Source organism: Stenotrophomonas sp. YJH_SMC_138, from assembly GCF_059369855.1.
On the sequence record NZ_JCAFTB010000001.1, the window covers coordinates 916074 to 930143 of the forward strand.

Sequence of the window (14070 nt, forward strand, 5' to 3'; positions counted from 1 at the left end):
ACCCATCTTAGCAGTCCGGGATTTGGACTGCTAAAGGAGGAAAAAGTTCCAGCATCCCATTGATGCAACACTGGTCCCAAACAGAGCCCTACCGTAGCGCGATTTGATGACAGTGGCGAGCATGCTTTTCGGGATTCACAATCCCTTGGAATTCAAGCAATTACCTGCCGTAAAGCGGCCGATTCCGGTCAAGCGGAGCTGAACGGGCCGTTCTGGAGGCCCATTCAGGCCAGGGAACGTTGTCCGGCGTTCAGGCCCGGCCGCCAGCCGGCGCTCAGAGCACCGAGCGCGGCGGCAGCGACCAGTCGATCGGGGCCTGGCCGCGGCGCTGCAGGTACTCGTTGGCCATCGAGAAATGACGACAGCCGAGGAAGCCCCGATGGGCCGAAAGCGGCGACGGATGCGGCGACTTCAGCACGCGATGGCGGCGGGTGTCGATCACCTTGCCCTTCTGCTGCGCATAGGCGCCCCAGAGCATGAACACCAGCCCTTCGCGCTCGCGGTTGAGCACATCCACCACGTGGTCGGTGAAGCCTTCCCAGCCACGACCCTGGTGCGCACCGGCCTTGCCCTCTTCCACCGTCAGTACCGCATTGAGCAGCAGCACGCCACGCTGCGCCCACGGAATCAGGCAACCGTGGTCCGGACGCGGGATACCGAGATCGCTCTCGATCTCCTTGTAGATGTTCAGCAGCGACGGCGGCACCGGCACGCCCGGCGGCACCGAGAAACTCAGGCCATGTGCCTGGCCGCGACCGTGGTACGGGTCCTGCCCGAGGATCACCACCTTCACCTGCTCGAACGGCGTGGCGTCGAACGCGGCGAAGATCTGCGGGCCGGGCGGGAACACCGCCGCGCCACTGGCCTTGCGCTGGCGCAGGAAGCTGGACAGCTCGCGCATCTGCGGCTGCAACAGGTAATCGCCGACATGCTGCTTCCAGCTCGGTTCCAGCTGGATCGTCGGGGTGTCGGCTACTTCATCCATCATCGCAACAGAGGTCCATCGTTCAATCGGGCCAGCCTCAGCTGGAACAGCACCTTGGTGACCAGCAGCCGTTCTTCGATCGGCTTGAGCACCAGGTCGTTGGCACCGGACTGCAGCAGCCCGGTCTGGTTGTGCGGGTTGCCATCGCCGGTCATCACCAGCACCGGCAGGCGGCGCTTGCCGTAGCCGAAATCCACGCGCACGCGCTGCACCACGTCGCGACCGCTCAGTTCGCCCTTCAGGGTGACGTCGGTCAGCACCAGGTCGATGCGGTGGCGACTGCGGCCCAGCGACTCGGCGGTGAGCAGGGTGAACGCTTCTTCGGCGCTGACCACGTGGAGCACGTTCAACTGCTGGCGTTCCAGCATGCGCTTGGTGGCCTCGGCCACCACGCGGCTGTCCTCGATATAGAGGATGGTGGCACCGGGGATGGTCTGCGGCTGCACGTAGCCGCGGATGAAGGTCGCCAGTGCTTCATGGCCGAGCGATTTGTCGAAATAGTCGGTGACGTACTCGGTGAAGCGGCGCTGCTCAAGGTGCTGCTGGGCATCGCCGGAGACCACGATCACCGGCACATAGGCCTGGCCGGCCGCTTCGCGCACCATCCGCGCCAGCGCCAGGCCGTCGCCATCGCGCAGGGTCAGCGAGGTCGTCACCAGGTCCACCGGCCCCTGTGCCAGCGCCTGCTGTGCGTCCTCGATGCTGTCGCAGCCGATCACCTCCACGCCCGGCAGGTCACGCTGCAGGACGTCGGCGATCAGCTTGCGCACCAGCTTCGAGCCATCGACCACCATCACCCGCGTCGCGGGCCCTTCAAGGTGTTTCAGCGCTTGCGGTTGCATGCCGGTCTCAGGTGTCGGTCGGGCGGGTCTGGCGGAGGAAGTGGCCGGTGACCAGCCAGGCGCCCAGCCAACCCAGCAGCAGCGTGCCGAGCAGGACCAGGCCGCCGTGCAGCAGGTCCAGGCCGTGCAGTACGAACGGGCTGCCGTAGCTGCGCGAGAGTTCGGCCAGCGGCATGCGCAGGGCGGCACCCGCAGCGCCGATCAGGGCCAGCGCCACCGCGCCGGCGCCCAGGCCGTACCACGCGCCCAGGTACAGGAACGGGCGGCGGATGAAGCCATCGCTGGCGCCGAGCAGCTGCAGCACGCCGATCTCTTCGCGGCGGGCCTGGATGTCCAGGCGCACCGTGTTGCCGACCACCAGCGCGGCACCTGCGCCGAGCAGGACCGACAGCACCTGCACCAGCCGCGCACCGAAGGCAAGCCAGGCATCCAGTCGCTGGCGCCACAGCGCATCGTGCTGCACCAGATCGGCCTCGGGCAGGCTTTCCAGCGCGCGCGCCAGGCGTGCGTCGTCCTTGCCCTGGCCGGGAGTGATCACCAGCAGCGAAGGCAGCGGATTGTCGTTGAGTGCGTCGATCGCCTCACCCAGGCCGGCATCGCGCAGTTCCTGCAGGCCCTGCTCGGGCGTGCGCACGTTCACTTCGGCCACGTCGTCGCGGTCGCGCAGCTGGCCGGCCAGGCGCAGCGCGCCGGGTGCATCGACGTTGCCCTTCAGGAACACGTTGATGTCGCGCGACTGCTGCACGCTGCCGGCGAACTGCTTGAGGTTGTCCAGCGCGATCGACAGGCCCAGCGGCAGCGCCAGCGCCAGCGCCATGACCATCACCGTCAGCAGGGTCGCCCATGGCTTGCGGCAGGCGCGGCCCAGGCTGAACACCACGCTGTGCACGTGGTGCTGGAACCAGACGCCCACGCGCGAGGGGGCGGCGGCTTCGCTGTTTTCGTTCTTCGCCATCGGTTACTCCGCCAGGTCCTGCGGCGAGATGTCATCCACCAGCCGGCCATGGTCGAGGATCAGCACGCGCTTGCGCATGCGGCGCAGCAGCGGCAGATCGTGGCTGACCACCAGCACGCTGGTGCCGCGCGAGGGCAGCTCGGCGAACAGGGCCATGATCTCCGCCGCCAGGGTCGGGTCGAGGTTGCCGGTCGGCTCATCGGCCACCAGCAGCTTGGGCTCGCCGACGATGGCGCGGGCGATGCCCACGCGCTGCTGCTCGCCGGCCGACAGCTGCGAGGGCAGCGCCTTCTCGCGATGGCCCAGGCCCATCCGCTCCAGCACCGAGCGCACGCGCTTGCTGATGTCGCCACGGCGGGTGCCGCGCAGGATCAGCGGCAGCGCCACGTTCTCGGCGATCGAGCGGTCCATCAGCAGCCGGTGGTCCTGGTAGACCGCGCCCACCGCGCGTCGGTGGCGGGGCACGTCGCCGCCGCGCACCTTCAGCAGGTTGCGCTCGTCGAACACCACCGCGCCGCGGCTGGGCCGCTCGTCGAGGTGGATCAACTTGAGCAGGGTGCTCTTGCCCGCACCGGAATGGCCGGTGACGAACAGCATCTCGCCCGGCGCGACCTCGAAGCTGACATCGATCAGCGCCTCGTGGCCACCGGCGTACTGTTTGCTGACATTGTCGAAGCGCAGGACACTCATGCCCCGATTATGCAGGAGCGGCGCGACCTCGTGGAGACGGTGGCGCCGATCGGTAGTGCCGGCCGCTGGCCGGCAGCCATGTGGGTTGCCGGCCAGCGCCCGGCACTACCGTTCAAAGCCACCCGACCAGCGGTCGGGGGCTTCCCGCTGATCGGCAGCGCCGATCAGCTGCCCGACAGCATCCGGCGGATCTTGCGGCCGATGCGGGTCAGGAACGAATCGCCGCTGTCGGCCGCCGTGCGCACCGGCTTGGCCACCACCTGCACCGGGGTCACCGGGCTGGCGCCGTTGCCGGCGTTGGCCTGCACGCCCTCGCCACCCTCGACCGGACGGCCGTGGCGACGACGACGGCGCTTGCGCGGCTTGCGCTCGCCATCCACGGCACCTTCCGGCGCGCCCTCGGCGCGGGGCGGGCGCGGCGGACGCGGAGCCTGGGCGACAGCGGCTTCAGCACCTTCGGCCGGGGCAGCTGCAACCTGCTCGCCTTCCACGCGCGGCTTGCGCGGGCCACGCGAACGGCGCTCGCCGCTGCGCTCACCTTCGCGACGCTCGCCACGGCCACCGCCGGAGCGGCCCCCACTGCGACCACCACCACGGCGCTCTTCTTCAGCGGCGCGGGCTTCGCGCGCTTCACGGAAGATCTGGCCGACGCTCTCGTTCTCCTCACCTTCCTCGCCAGCAGCCGGGGCCGGGCGTTCCGGGCGCGGCAGCGGCGTCAACAGTTCCTTGGTGACCGGCTCGGACGGGATCTTCTGCTCGATGTAGGCCTCGATGTCCGGCAGGCCCATCGCGTAGCGTTCGCAGGCGAAGCTGATCGCATCACCCTCTTCGCCCAGGCGCGCGGTACGACCGATGCGGTGCACGTAGTCTTCGGCGTCGAACGGCAGGTCGTAGTTGTAGACGTACTTGATGCCGTCGATGTGCAGGCCACGCGCGGCCACGTCGGTGGCCACCAGGATTTCCAGCTGGCCCTTCTGGAAGCGGTTGAGCAGGCTCTCACGCTTCTTCTGCGGCACGTCGCCGGACAGCACGCCGACGCGGTAGCCGGCCTTTTCCAGCGAGCGGGCGACGCGCTCGACGAACACCTTGGTATTGACGAACACCATGGTGCGCGCGCCTTCACTGCGCGACAGCAGGCCCAGCAGCAGCGGGATCTTCTCGTCGTCGGCCGGGAAATAGATGCGCTGGCGCACGCGCGCAGCGGTGATGGTCTCGGCTTCGACCACCAGCTTCTGCGGCTCGTTCATGTGCTCGTAGGCCAGCTCCAGCACGCGATGGCTGAGGGTGGCACTGAACAGCAGGGTCTGGCGGATGGTGCGTTCCGGCATGCGGCGCAGCAGGAAGCGGATGTCCTTGATGAAGCCCAGATCGAACATGCGATCGGCTTCGTCCAGCACGCAGATCTCGCAGGCGTGCAGCGAAACCACCTTGTGCTGCTTGACGTAGTCGATCAGGCGACCCGGGGTGGCGATGATCACGTCCACGCCCTGCTGCAGCAGCTCACGCTGCTTGTCGTAATCCACGCCACCGTAGACCAGCGCGAAACGCAGGCCCAGGTCGGAACCGAACTTCACCGCATCCTTGTGGATCTGGATGGCCAGTTCGCGGGTCGGGGCAAGGATCAGCGCACGCGGATCCTCCGGCTTGCGGTCGGCCAGCGCCGGGCGGGTCAGCAGGCGGTTCACGACAGCGACCAGGAAGGCCAGGGTCTTGCCGGTGCCGGTCTGGGCCTGGCCGGCAACATCACCGCCGGGCAGCGCGACCGGCAGGGTCAGCGCCTGGATCGGGGTGCAGCGGGTGAATCCGGCTCCTTCAAGGCCGGCCTGCAGGGCCGGATGCAGCTCGAAGGAGGAGAAGGTCAAATCGGTCAGCGGTTTGTCGCTCATGAGTCCGTCTTGGTATGGCCGCCGGCCCGTGGGGCGGCTGGCACTTCATCGTCTAGGGGCACCGTCGCAAACTGCGGCCCCTGCGGCGGGTTGGCAGGCTGGGACCACCGGTCCGCGCGCCGCACAATGCCCCAGTTTACCGCACTCGGGCAGGCAAACCGGAATGCGGCGTCTCATGGCATCCAGAGACGCTACCTTCACCCAGCCACACCGGACTTGAACGGCCTGCCCGGGTTCGCTGGTGTCGCCCACTGCCAGCCCCATGTACAGGAAGACAGTGAAATCCGACACATACCGGCCATCGAAGCGATCACGATACGCTGGGTTCCAACCGGCGCCTGTCCCTGCCCTGCGATAGGGGTACACTGCCGGCCGTGAGCGTCCAGGCATCCCGCCGAACGCACCGCGGCGGTGCGCCGCGAGGCAACGACGAGGGTCGCGCCACCGGGCATGGCCCAGTTCACCCACCTCCGGCATGGCCGGGTGCAATCCAAGACGAGAAACCAAGATGAGCGACAAGGTTGTACATGTCGGCGACGCCGACTTCGATAGCGCAGTGCTGAATTCCAAGGAACCGGTGCTGGTCGATTTCTGGGCCGAGTGGTGTGGCCCCTGCAAGATGATCGCCCCGGCGCTGGACGAACTGGCCGATGCCTACCAGGGCCGCGCCAAGATCGCCAAGGTCAACGTCGACCACAACCGCGCACTGGCCGCCAAGTACCACGTGCGTTCGATTCCGTACCTGGTCGTGTTCAAGGACGGCGAGAAGGTCGGCGAGCAGATCGGTGCGGTGGGCAAGGCCCAGCTGGCCGGCCTGCTGGACAAGGCCCTGGCCTGATCCTGCTGTTCCCGGCAGCCGCTGCCCGCGGCTGCCGGCGGGCGCCCCGCGTCCATCATGAATGCTGTTCCCGGCGACCCTTGCATGCCGCCGCAGGCCGATGATAGTGTCGGCATATCCGGCCGCGCTCGCGTGCCGCACCCTCTGGACGCAGTTTCTTCCAGACCCATTCCCAACGTTCGCCGCCCCAGCCGGGTGCTCGCACCTTCAAGCGAGGAATAACGCTCTTGTCCGATAACACTTCCGAAACCGGCAGCGCCGATGCGCCCGCCGAAAAGCGCGTGCGCAAGCCCCGCGTGAGCAAGGCCGCCGCCCCGGCAGCCGCCGAAACCAGCGCCGCTCCGGCGCAACCGACCCTGCCGCTGGCAGCCGCGCCCGAAGCGCCGGCACCGGCTGCAGCCGCCCCCGCGCCGAGCGCGCCTGCCACTGAAGCCCCCGCCTCCGGCGGCGGTGAGGGTGGCGAAGGCCGCGAATCCGGACAGCGCCAGCAGAACCACCAGGGCGGTGGGCAGCACCAGGGCCAGGGTCAGAACAACAACCCCTACAACCAGAACGGCCAGCAGGGCCAGGGCAATCGCCGCGACCGTTTCCGCAACCGTCGCGACCGCGACCGCAACCGCGGTGGCCGCGATGACGGCATGCCGCAGGACGGCGGCGAGCAGCAGCCCTTCGTGCCGCGCCCGCACGCCAACGTGCCCGAGGGCTTCCCGGTCTACTCGCTGAGCGACCTCAAGCGCATGCCGGCACAGAAGCTGCTGGAGATCGCCGAGCAGCTGCAGATCTCCGAAGGCGTGGCCCGTGCCCGCAAGCAGGACGTGATCTTCGCCCTGCTGAAGGTGCTGACCCGCCACGGCGACGGCGTTGCCGCCGATGGCGTGCTGGAAATCCTGCCGGACGGCTTCGGCTTCCTGCGCGCGGCCGAAGCCAGCTACCTGGCCGGCCCGGACGACACCTACATCTCGCCCAGCCAGATCCGCCGCTTCAACCTGCGCACCGGCGACCACATCTCCGGCCGCATCCGCTTCCCGAAGGACGGCGAGCGCTACTTCGCGCTGAACATCGTCGACACCATCAACGGTGAGCCGATCGAAGCGTCGAAGAACAAGGTGCTGTTCGAGAACCTGACCGCGCTGTTCCCGCGCCGCCGCTTCACCCTGGAGCGTGGCAACGGTTCGTCGGAAGACATTACCGGCCGCATCCTCGATCTGATGGCGCCGCAGGGCAAGGGCCAGCGCTCGCTCATCGTGTCCCAGCCGAAGGCCGGCAAGACGATGATGATGCAGCAGGTCGCCACTGCCATCACCACCAACCATCCGGACGTGCACCTGATCGTGCTGCTGATCGACGAACGCCCGGAAGAAGTGACCGAAATGCAGCGCACCGTGCGCGGCGAGGTCATCAGCTCGACCTTCGACGAGCCGGCCGCGCGCCACGTGCAGGTGGCCGAAATGGTCATCGAGCGCGCCAAGCGCCTGGTCGAGCACAAGAAGGACGTGGTGATCCTGCTCGACTCGATCACCCGCCTGGCCCGCGCCTACAACAACGTGGTGCCGAGCTCGGGCAAGGTGCTGACCGGTGGCGTGGACGCCAACGCCCTGCACCGCCCGAAGCGCTTCTTCGGTGCCGCGCGCAACGTGGAGGAAGGCGGCAGCCTGACCATCATCGCCACCGCGCTGGTCGACACCGGCTCGAAGATGGACGAGGTGATCTACGAAGAGTTCAAGGGCACCGGCAACAGCGAAGTGCACCTGAGCCGCCGTATCGCTGAAAAGCGCGTGTTCCCGGCCATCGACATCAACCGTTCCGGCACCCGCCGCGAAGACCTGCTGATCGAGCCGGAACTGCTGCAGAAGATCTGGATCCTGCGCAAGCTGCTGCATCCGATGGATGAAATGGCCGCGATGGAGTTCCTGCTGGACAAGATGAAGAACACCAAGTCCAACGACGAGTTCTTCGGCTCGATGAAGCGCTGATCCACGGCATTGCATCGAAAGGAACCTGCCGCTCGCTGCGGCAGGTTTTTTTTTGCCTGCAGGGCGACCCACTTCACTTTGCCGCCGCCGACTTTTGGCGATAATCCGCCCGATACCCTGCCCGGCCCTGCGGGCGTGGCCACCGATTCCGCTGTCGCCCCTTCCGGAGAACCGGTCGGGTCCAGCCTCCTGCCGGATCCGTCGACGCATGCGAACGCTGTCTCCCCGCCTCAACCTGGGCAAGCTGATCCTCGCCCTGGCCCTGCTCAGCGCCATCATCGCCCTGGCCAATACCCTGCTGGCCAGCTACCGCGTGCAGCGCGACCAGCTGGTCGGCAATACCCTGGAAGCCAACCGCGTCTATGCCACCAAGCTGGCCGAGACCACCCAGAACTTCCTGCTGGCCGCACAGCAGGAGCTGGCCTACGCCGCCACCCGGCTCGGCCAGAGTGACCTCGATCCGGCACAGGCGCAGGACGAGGCCAGCCGCCTGCAGCTGCAGACCAACAGCTTCAATTCCTCGCTGGTGGTGGACGCCGACGGCCTGGTGATCGCCACCTCGCCGCAGACCCTGCAGCTGCAGGGCGAGATCCTGCACAGCGTCGGCAACAATGCCGCATTGGCCGCACGCCAGCCGATGATCAGCGACCCGTACCAGTCGACCACAGGCAAGCTGCTGGTCTCGCTGTCGCACCCGATCTTCGACCGCCAGGGCCACTATCGCGGCTACGTCAGCGGTACCCTGTACCTGCGCCAGCGCAGCGCGCTGCATACGCTGCTGGGCAAGCACTACTACCGCGACGGCTCCTACCTGTACGTGGTCGACCGCCATGGCCGCCTGCTGTACCACGCCGACGGCAAGCGGGTCGGCGACTACGTGGTCGGCAACCCGGCGGTGAAGGCGGTGGTGCGCGGTGAGCGCGGCGCGCAGCAGGTCCGTAACAACCTGGGCGTGTCGATGCTGGCCGGTTACGCGCCGGTACCGGCCACTGGTTGGGGCATCATCGCCCAGCGGCCGACCGAGGCCACATTGCAGCCGTTGTCACGGTTGATGACCGCGGTGATCTGGAACGCGATCCCGCTCGGCCTGCTGTCACTGCTGATCACCTGGTGGTTCGCCCGGCGCATCTCGATGCCGCTGTGGCAGCTGGCGCGCAACGTGCAGGGTGGCGAGGACACCGGCAGCGCGATCAACCACGTCAGCGGCATCCGCGCATGGTACTTCGAGGTTGCCCAGCTCAAGCAGGCGGTCCTGCACAGCTTCAACGCCCTGCAGGACCGCATTGGCACACTCAACCGCGCCAACCGTACCGATCCGCTGACCGGCCTGCTCAATCGCCGCGGCCTGCAGCAGGCGCTGGATGCGCTGCAGGTGCAGGGCATTCCGTTCGCGATCCTGGCGCTGGACATCGATCGCTTCAAATCGATCAACGACAGCCACGGCCATGACGTCGGTGACGCCGCCATCGTCCATATCGCCGACCAGATGCGCCGCTACTCGCGCGACAGCGACATCCTCTGCCGTGCCGGTGGCGAGGAATTCCTGCTGCTGCTGCCGGGCATCAGTACCGACTCGGCGCGCCAGGCCGGCGAGCGGCTGCGCCAGCACATCGCCGATCATCCGTTCGAGCCGGTCGGCACCATCACCGTGTCGCTGGGCGTGGCCCACTTCCCCAGCTTCCATGTCGATGCCGAGCAGGCGCTGCGGCTGGCCGACAAGGCCCTGTACATGGCCAAGGAACAGGGCCGCAACCGCGTGGTGGTCTACCCGTACGCGGACTGAAAAGCGGCCGGCCTGGCCGACCGCTCCATCGCACCGGGCTCAGCGCTGCGCCAGCGGCGTCAGCAGGCGCAGGCCGCGCTGGGTGCCATCGACCATGTACACGCCGCCGGCCGGCAGCAGATCACTTCCCGCCTGTCCGGCGCCATCCGGCGTGCGCCAGGGTGCGGCCTGGCGCGGGCCGGGGATGAAGGCACGCCAGCGGCCGTAGCGTTCCGGCTGGCCGTTGTCGCTGTTGTTCAGGGCGAAAGTGACCGGCACGCGCACGGTCCATGAATCCCGCGTGCTGTCCTCGCCGGTGGTCGGCGGCGAGAAGGTCCACTTGCGGGCCGCACTGATACTGGCCTTGGCGAAGATGTCGCGCATCCTGTCCATGGTCCGTTCCGGTGCGACCACGGTCATGTTCACCTGCTCGGCAATGACATCGGCCACGGTGCCGTCGCGTGCGACCTTGACCAGCAGCAGTACGTCACCCTGCCCGCCATTGCGGTAGGCCTCTTCGGGGTAGCGCGGCGGCGGCATGCGCTTCTGGGTGATCGAATCGGTAGCCTTCGGATCATATTCACTGAAGTCGACGCTGGTCATGCTGATCTGGTAGTTGCCGTCTTCCTGCTCCTTGCCACGCAGGCGTACGCGCAGCGGCGCGTGGACGGGCACCGGCGTACCATCACGCAGCGTCGGTTCGAACTGCCAACCGCGGATGGCGCCTTCCACGAACGACACGATGCCGGGTGCGAGCATGGCACGCTGGTCCAGGACCAGCGTGCTGACCGAACCATCGGCCGCCACGTCGATACTGCCCGACAGCACCATGCTCATCTCGGCAGTGGCGCGCACGGCGCGCGCGTTCTGGGCCATGGCATCGGCCGGCAGCAGGGGAGCACCGGCGGCGAACGCCAGGGCCAGCGCAAGGAACAGGGGGGAACGCATCATTGCCGGATCCATGGTGATGAGGTGAACCCCGAGCGTACCGCAGTCCGAGCGGGACCGGCAGGCAGTCCACGCCACGCCGTTCAGGCCAGGCGATGGACCGCCGCATAGGGCGGGGTATCCGGATAATCACCGCTGGCGAAGCGCGCCTGCAGGCCCTGCCACCACGCGGGATCAAACAGGTGCCGGTAATGTTCGCGCACCGCCGCCAGCTCGCCCGCCGGCAGGCCCATGAACGGGCCGAAGCGCTCTGGAAACACGTCGCGTGGCCCGACGTGGAACCAGGGTTCGTCGGCCATGGCTTCCTCCGGCGTGCGCGGCTGCGGCCAGGCGCGGAAGACGCAGTCGCTGACCAGGCACAGCTCGTCATAGTCGTAGAAGACTGCCCGGCCATGCCGCGATACGCCGAAGTTCTTCGGCAGCATGTCGCCGGGGAAGATGTTGTTGCGCGCCATGTCGGTGATCGCCTGCGCGTAGTCGAGTACCGCCGCACGCACCGCGTCGCCGCCCTGCTCGCGCAGGTACAGGTTCAATGGACGGAAGCGACGCTGCACGTAGCACAGTGCGACTTCCACCTGATCGCCATCGACGCGCACGCTCTGCGCGCACTGCGCAAGCAGCTCCTGCAGCAAGGCCGGTGCGAAGCGGTCGCGCGGGAAACGCAGATGGCGGTACGGCTGCGCATCAAGCAGGCGACCGACACGGTCGAGGTTGAACACCAGCGCATACTTCTCTTCCACCTGCTGCCGCGACATCGACTTCGGCCACGCGAAGCGGTCGCGGATCAGCTTGAACACCAGCGGATAGCTGGGCAGGGTGAACACCGCCATGACCATGCCCGGCGTGCCTTCGGCATGCACCAGCCGCTCCTGCGGATGTTCGTTGAAGTGGCGGAAGAAGGTACGGTAGCGCTCGGTCTTGCCCTGCTTGGCGCGGCCCAACACCGTATAGATCTCATCAATGGGCTTGCCCGGCAACAGGCTGCGCAGGAACACCACCGCATCGCCCACCGTGGCCAGGTCGGCCTGGAAATAGCTGCGCGACACGCCGAACAGATGGGCGACATCGCGACGCCGGGTCAGCACCGCATCTGCACGCAGGCCCTGCCCATCGTTGACCAGGGCGATCACGCACGGTGAGAAGCGGTGTTCGCCGAACACGCGACCCACCAGGTAGGCGCGGCGCTCCCGGTAGAACACGGTGTCGAGCAGCTCGATGCTGCGCACCGGCGTATCACCCCAGTGGGCCAGATCATCCTGCAGGCGCACAGCGATGGTCGCCGCGCAGCGCAGCTGGTGCGAATACGGAATGTCGAAGCGGTAATCGGCCAGCACGCGCTGGAGAGCCTCCACCGGCCGCGTCGGCGAGACCGCATAGGTATGCCGTGCGACCGGGTGGGTGATCGCATCGGACGGCTCGACATCGAAGGCGATGAACTCCAGCGCCGGGTCCACGCCACGGGTGGAGAACAAGCGCCGCGACAGCGTGTTGTAGAAGGTCTTGTACAGCTCGGCGTCGATCAGCCCCCGCAGCAGTGCGCTATAGCGCGCATGCACCTGCAGCCACAGCGCGCGTTCCCCGATCGCTTCGCCGGCGAGACGCCGCAGCGCATCCATCTGTTCGGCGATGCACAGGTCGTACAACGCGATGCGCTCGACTGCATCCCGGCGCGCGCCCACCCAGTCGCGCTGCTCGAAACGCTGCCGCGCACGGGCGGTGATCGCCGCAAAGCGGGCGTGATACTGCTCGAAGCCGGCGTGAATGGCGCCGGCGATGCGCGACGCCAAGTCGGCAACGGTGTCAGGCTCGGACATGCAGGGCTCACCCGGGAGGACCTGCCTCACCATACGCTGGCGTGGGGTGGCTTGTGTAGGGCCACTGCATGCCGCGACAAACGCAACGATTCCTACAGACCTGATGCCTCCCTGCTGCCTACCCTATCAGGCCCAACAACGGCACGAGGTGACGCATGCAGCAAATGACCTTTATTCCGCGCGTGGAGGAAGGCAACGTCATCCCGCAGCGCGCCCGCGACGGCTACATCAGCGCGACCGCCCTGTGCCAGTCCGTCGGCAAGCGCTGGTCCGACTACCGGGCACTGAAATCGACGGAGGAGTTCCTGCAGGAGCTCATGGCGCAGACGAAGCTGTCCGAGAATGAGCTGATCCACGTGGTATCCGGTGGGAACCCGGCCATGCAGGGCACCTGGATCCACCCGTACCTCGCCATCCACCTCGGCCAGTGGCTGTCGCGCAGGTTCGCAGTGAAGGTCTCGCAGTGGGTGGTGGAATGGCAGCAGGGTCGCGCCAATGCGTTGCTGCCCGTGCACATCGACCGCTACATGCAGAACCGTGCCAAGGTGCCGTACACCCATTTCTCGATGCTCAACGAGCTGACGTTGAACCTGATCGCACCGCTGGAGCAGGCGGGCTATACGCTCCCGCAGGCGCTGGTGCCGGACATCTCCGAAGGCCGACTGTTCTGCAAATGGCTGAGGGATCATCGCGGCGTCGACACCGATGCGCTGCCCACGTATGACCACGCCTACCCGGACGGCCGCACGGTGCAGGCCAAGCTGTATCCCAACGAGTTCTACGAGGACTTCCGCCGCCACTTCAACGAAGTGTGGCTGCCAGATCATGCGCCCAGGTACTTCGCCGCACGCGACAGCAAGGCTCTCTCGTTCGTCTCTGCACTGCTGCTTCCAGCAGCCTGAAGGCAGCGCCGAACGTGCTCGGCTGCTTCGGCTGGAAGCAGCCGAGCATGGTCCGGCGCTACGGAGGCGGCCGCTCAGATCGCCAGTTCGGCCTCCACGTCCTGCACCTTGCGCCGGGCCAATGCCAGGTTGGACTTGGTACGGTCCAGCACGATGTAGAAGAACAGGCCCTTCTTCTTCGCCACCGGGCGCATGATGTGGTACGCCTTGCCCAGCGAGATCAGGATGTCCTCGATGCTGTCGTTGAGGTTCAGCGATGCGGCGGTCTTCATCTTGGCGCGGATCACTTCGGTATTGCCGGCGGCGGCCACTTCCATGTCCATGCCGGCACCGGCTTCGCCCAGCAGCATGCCGCTTTCGTAATCGACCAGCGCCACTGCCTGCGCGCCGTCGATGCCCATCAGTGCGTTCAACGAATCATTCAATCCAGCCACGTCGCACCCCTTGTCGATGTTGGTCCGAGCCCCTTGTTCCC

The 14070-nt window shown here is 67.2% G+C and carries 12 protein-coding genes; 4 read left to right on the plus strand and 8 right to left on the minus strand.

The window, feature by feature from the left end; all coding sequences use genetic code 11:
• Nucleotides 1-274: 274 nt before the first annotated feature.
• The 5 genes from ung to rhlB all read right to left on the minus strand — a co-directional run bounded on the left by ung (nucleotide 275) and on the right by rhlB (nucleotide 5358).
• Nucleotides 275-988: a uracil-DNA glycosylase gene (ung, locus tag AC5P7I_RS04070; protein ID WP_014648627.1), complete on the minus strand. Its 714-nt coding sequence runs from the start codon at nucleotides 986-988 to the stop codon at nucleotides 275-277.
• On the minus strand, nucleotides 985-1827 hold the full coding sequence (locus AC5P7I_RS04075) for a response regulator (protein WP_019660837.1): 843 nt from the start codon (nucleotides 1825-1827) through the stop codon (nucleotides 985-987). Before AC5P7I_RS04075 ends, ung begins: the two co-directional genes overlap by 4 nt.
• 7 nt (nucleotides 1828-1834) lie before the next feature.
• Nucleotides 1835-2782, minus strand: a complete 948-nt coding sequence (gene ftsX / locus AC5P7I_RS04080) for a permease-like cell division protein FtsX (protein ID WP_032961674.1) — start codon at nucleotides 2780-2782, stop codon at nucleotides 1835-1837.
• A gap of 3 nt (nucleotides 2783-2785) precedes the next feature.
• Nucleotides 2786-3472 carry a cell division ATP-binding protein FtsE gene (gene ftsE, locus AC5P7I_RS04085; RefSeq protein ID WP_014648630.1) on the minus strand — a complete coding sequence of 229 codons (687 nt, stop codon included), beginning with the start codon at nucleotides 3470-3472 and terminating at the stop codon, nucleotides 2786-2788.
• 164 nt (nucleotides 3473-3636) lie between these two features.
• The gene (gene rhlB, locus AC5P7I_RS04090) at nucleotides 3637-5358 is read right to left on the minus strand and encodes an ATP-dependent RNA helicase RhlB (protein ID WP_262087819.1); all 1722 of its coding nucleotides are present in this window, start codon (nucleotides 5356-5358) and stop codon (nucleotides 3637-3639) included.
• 508 nt (nucleotides 5359-5866) lie between these two features.
• On the opposite strand from rhlB, the gene trxA reads away from it, so the two are divergent.
• The 3 genes from trxA (at nucleotide 5867) to AC5P7I_RS04105 (ending at nucleotide 9952) form a co-directional block, all read left to right on the plus strand.
• Nucleotides 5867-6196, plus strand: coding sequence for a thioredoxin (gene trxA, locus AC5P7I_RS04095; RefSeq protein ID WP_005411275.1), 330 nt, complete (start codon nucleotides 5867-5869; stop codon nucleotides 6194-6196).
• A gap of 227 nt (nucleotides 6197-6423) precedes the next feature.
• A complete protein-coding gene (gene rho, locus AC5P7I_RS04100) occupies nucleotides 6424-8169 on the plus strand; it encodes a transcription termination factor Rho (RefSeq protein WP_046429862.1) in 1746 nt (581 codons plus the stop codon).
• 208 nt (nucleotides 8170-8377) lie between these two features.
• On the plus strand, nucleotides 8378-9952 hold the full coding sequence (locus tag AC5P7I_RS04105) for a sensor domain-containing diguanylate cyclase (RefSeq protein WP_032961682.1): 1575 nt from the start codon (nucleotides 8378-8380) through the stop codon (nucleotides 9950-9952).
• Nucleotides 9953-9991: 39 nt separating this feature from the next.
• On the opposite strand, the gene AC5P7I_RS04110 is transcribed toward AC5P7I_RS04105, so the two are convergent.
• On the minus strand, nucleotides 9992-10882 hold the full coding sequence (locus AC5P7I_RS04110) for an energy transducer TonB (RefSeq protein WP_262087818.1): 891 nt from the start codon (nucleotides 10880-10882) through the stop codon (nucleotides 9992-9994).
• Nucleotides 10883-10962: 80 nt separating this feature from the next.
• Nucleotides 10963-12693 (minus strand): bifunctional isocitrate dehydrogenase kinase/phosphatase, encoded by a 1731-nt coding sequence (gene aceK, locus AC5P7I_RS04115; protein WP_169411597.1) that lies wholly within the window; start codon nucleotides 12691-12693, stop codon nucleotides 10963-10965.
• Nucleotides 12694-12848: 155 nt separating this feature from the next.
• Here aceK and AC5P7I_RS04120 point away from each other — a divergent pair, with 155 nt between their 5' ends.
• Nucleotides 12849-13595 carry a KilA-N domain-containing protein gene (locus AC5P7I_RS04120; protein ID WP_014648638.1) on the plus strand — a complete coding sequence of 249 codons (747 nt, stop codon included), beginning with the start codon at nucleotides 12849-12851 and terminating at the stop codon, nucleotides 13593-13595.
• Nucleotides 13596-13669: 74 nt separating this feature from the next.
• Here AC5P7I_RS04120 and AC5P7I_RS04125 read toward each other — a convergent pair whose 3' ends face one another.
• A complete protein-coding gene (locus AC5P7I_RS04125) occupies nucleotides 13670-14029 on the minus strand; it encodes a hypothetical protein (RefSeq protein ID WP_014648639.1) in 360 nt (119 codons plus the stop codon).
• Nucleotides 14030-14070: the final 41 nt, after the last annotated feature.